The organism is Corallococcus sp. CA041A (genome assembly GCF_003612075.1).
In the GTDB taxonomy this organism is placed as follows: domain Bacteria; phylum Myxococcota; class Myxococcia; order Myxococcales; family Myxococcaceae; genus Corallococcus; species Corallococcus exiguus.
Map to the genome: position 1 here is coordinate 1 of NZ_RAWF01000465.1, position 3,597 is coordinate 3,597.

3 protein-coding genes are annotated in these 3,597 nt (G+C 68.9%); 1 reads left to right on the top strand and 2 read right to left on the bottom strand.

Annotated features, from left to right (window positions below):
* The first annotated feature begins 49 nt into the window (after window positions 1–49).
* Window positions 50–1,963 carry a serine/threonine-protein kinase gene (locus D7V77_RS41035; RefSeq protein ID WP_120581606.1) on the top strand — a complete coding sequence of 638 codons (1,914 nt, stop codon included), beginning with the start codon at window positions 50–52 and terminating at the stop codon, window positions 1,961–1,963.
* A gap of 21 nt (window positions 1,964–1,984) precedes the next feature.
* Here D7V77_RS41035 and D7V77_RS41040 read toward each other — a convergent pair whose 3' ends face one another.
* Window positions 1,985–2,824, bottom strand: coding sequence for a MopE-related protein (locus D7V77_RS41040; protein WP_120581607.1), 840 nt, complete (start codon window positions 2,822–2,824; stop codon window positions 1,985–1,987).
* Window positions 2,821–3,597 (bottom strand): tetratricopeptide repeat protein (locus D7V77_RS44055; protein WP_120581608.1); only part of this gene is annotated, 777 nt, incomplete at its 5' end. The genes D7V77_RS44055 and D7V77_RS41040, both read right to left, overlap by 4 nt.

Here is a 3,597-nt window from a genome sequence, read left to right on the forward strand (position 1 = left end):
TGGTTCGCGGGAAAGGGAAATCCGCGAACCATGGGAAAGCTCTGGGTCCATGCAATTGGGGAAGTACCAGTTGGTGCGGAAGCTCGCCTCGGGCGGGATGGCCGAGGTGTTCCTCGCGAAGGCGGCGGGGCCCCGGGGGTTCGAGAAGACGCTGGTGCTCAAGCGCATCCTGCCGCACCTGGCGGAGGATGAAGCGTTCGTGGAGATGTTCCTGGGCGAGGCGCAGCTGGCCGCCCGGCTGGACCATCCGAACGTGGTGCAGATCTTCGACTTCGGCGAGGCGGACGGCAGCTACTTCCTGGCGATGGAGTACATCGACGGGCCCACGATGCGGCGGTTGATCAAACGCTCGCAGGAGCTGAAGCAGCCGTTGCCCGCGGGTGTGTGCGCGAAGATGGTGGCCGCCGCCGCGGAGGGCCTGGCGTTCGCGCACGAGCTGGCGGATCCGGAGACGGGGGCGCCGCTGGGGTTGGTGCACCGGGACATCAGCCCGGAGAACGTCCTGGTGTCGCGGCAGGGCGCGGTGAAGGTGGTGGACTTCGGCATCGCGAAGGTGGCGGGGCAGGGGCACCGCACGCAGACGGGCGTGGTGAAGGGCAAGGTGGCGTACATGCCGCCGGAGCAGCTCCAGGCCCGGCCCATGGATGGGCGCGTGGACGTGTACGCGCTGGGCATCGTGCTCTACGAGCTGCTCACCGGCAGGCGTCCCTTCGACGCGACGACGGACGTGGGCATGATGCAGGCCATCCTCTTCGAGCCCTACGTGCCCGCGGTGCAGCGCCGGCCGGACCTGCCGGAGGCGATGCAGCGCATCTTGGAGAAGGCGCTCGCGAAGGACCGGGCGGAGCGCTACGCGGACTGCCGCGCGTTCCAGGCGGACCTGGAGCGGTTCGTGGTGTCGCTGGGCGAGCCGGTGGGCGCGTACCAGATTGCCCGGCTGGTGGCGCAGGTGATGGAGGGCGTGGAGACGATGCCCCCGGCACCCACGCCCGCGAAGGGGCGGGAGACGGCGCCGTTGGTCGTGGCGGACAAGGAGCCCCCCGCGAAGGAGCAGGGCCGGAGGGCGGCGGTGACGACGCCCATGCCCGGCCGTGTGGTGGGCACGGCGTGGGAGCCGGTGTCCTCGCGAGCGTCGATGGAGGCGCCCGCGGTGACGGCATCGGGGAACGACGTGCCCTCGAGCCGGTTCGACGCGGCGACGGATCCCGCGACACCGTCAGCGGGCAGTCTGTTGGCCGCCGCGTCTCCGGAGGCCCGGTCCGAGCGGTCCACATGGTTCAAACCGTTGGAGGTTTCGGAGTCCGGCAAGGCCCTGGCGACACCGCGCGCCTCCCGGAGGATGGCGGTTGGAGCGGTGGTGTTGGTGAGCATGGCCGGGCTTGCGGGCGGCTTTGCGCTCCTGGGCCGGAGTGAGAAGGCCGCTGTGCCCGTGAGTCCGTCCACGCCGGTAGCTCGGAAGGACGACGTCCCCGTGAAGCCGCTGGAGCCGGAGGTGACGCCGGTCGTGCCGGAGGTGCGCGTGGAGCCGGTGGCCGCCGGGACGGTGGACAGCGGAACTCCGGTGGTCGTAGCCGAGCTGAAGCCCACGACGGAGTCCTCCGTGGAGACACGCGATGCGGGGCAGGTGGTGGAGGTGACTCCGCCCGTGCCGCCGACTCCGCGGCCCGTGGTCGTGGCGAGGCCCGTGGTGGCCAGCACGAACCCGCCGCCGGTCCGACGGGTGGCCCCCCCGGTCCGTCGCGAGCTACCCAAGGGCAAGGTGGAGTTCCGCGTCCGTCCGTTCGGCACGGTGTACCTGGACGGCAAGAACCTGGGTCAGACGCCCTTCGCCGCAGTGGAGGCGACGGAGGGGTCGCACCAGGTCCGCGTCGTGAACAAGGACCTGGGCAAGGACGTGACCCGCTCCTTCGTGGTGAAGGCGGGACAGGACAACGTCTTCAAGCTGAACCTCGCGGCGGAGTGACGGGCGTTTCTTCAAGTCTGCTCAACCGGTACAGGTGATGCGTGACGGGTTCGCTGGGTCACAGGTAATGACCCCTCGTCCACCCCTTGGCAACACGCATGTGGCCCCGATATTGAAGCCTTCATCGACGCGGTTGTCGCAATTGTCATCCCGTCCGTCGCAGCGGAGTTCAGCCTGCCCGGGGCTGATCAGGGAGTCGTTGTCGTTGCAATCCCTGTTGTTGTTTGCGTATTGGCTGGGGCCGCTACACGCACGGACGACAGGCGCGGTGTTGGAGTTGCTCCCGTAGCCGTCTCCGTCCATGTCGGGATACCACAAGATTTTGTCTTTGATGGACCAGTCAGAATCGTTGCAGTCGGTGCCTCCAGTGCCTTTGGAGATAAATCCATCTCCATCCGCATCAAGGGCAGGCAATTCGATAAGGGACTGTGCGATTTGTCCCTTTTCGGGGTGCCCCACGGTGAACGCGTGGCTTGTGACAGGCGCCGCGTCACAGGTCTGTTCGAATGCATCCACTTCGAGCCGCAGTTCGTCTCGCAATGCGTCGGACAACAAGGCAACCACGTGGAACGCAGCCCCGTCACTCATGTTCGGGTTCCGCGGTACCACGGTCGACGCGGCCCCTGTGCCGTCCTTCGACCAAAGCGCCGCGCGAATGCAGCCAGGGTTGAAACCCATGGGCTGGACGATCAGCTCCAGTCCACGGTCGCAGGTGCTGGGATCCGCACGCAGGAGTCCTTCCAACGCCTGCGACCCCTGTCCTTCACAGAGCCGCTCCAGCGTGAATTGGTCTGTCTCCGGTACGGTGCATCCGATGCCCAGGCACCCCGATGCCACGGTCACCACGATCCAGTTTCTCACTGTCCCCCCTCCGCGACGGTGGAACCACTGCTCAGGAAGAACGTGGTGATGGCGCCCACCGCCGCCGCGGCCGCCGTGCCGAAGAGCACGTTCGCCACGACCGCCTGGCCCCGCGCATCATCCAGATGCCCGCTGACGTCCCCGGACAGGTCCGCATCGCGCGCGGAGCTCACGTTGCCGCGCGACTGGAGCCCGATGACGGACCCCACGCCGCCCGCCACCACGCCGGTCCCCAGCAACACCCACGACACCGTCGGAATTCGCAGCCCCGCGCGCTCCGCACCCGCCGCCTTCAAATCCACGCCCGGAGCCGGCTCAGACGCCACTGCGACCCGAGGCGGATCCAGCGTCACCTGCTTCTCCACCACCGGAGGCCGCACCGGCGTATCCGCAGGCTTCTCCACCACCGCAGGCCGCGTTGGCTCCGCCGGCTCCTCCACCACCACGCGCTCCTGCCGCACCGTCTGCCGCACCGCCTCGAAGTCCCCCACCACCTTGGGTGACACCTTCGCCGGCAGCTTCGCCTCCGGCGCCAGCAGCAGACCCGCCCGGAACGAAGCCAGCGCATCATCGCGCCGTCCCATGTCCGCCAGGATGACGCCCTCGTAGATGGCCGCCGCGCTGCGCTCCTCGTCCGTCCGCGCCAGCCGCCGCGCCCGGGTCACCGCCGCCAGCGCCTGCTCGGACTCCAGGTCCTCATAGAGCCGGGCGGCCTCCTCCATCGCCGCGTCGAAGTACGTGCCCGCGGGCCGCGCCGCCGCCCCCGTCCCCGC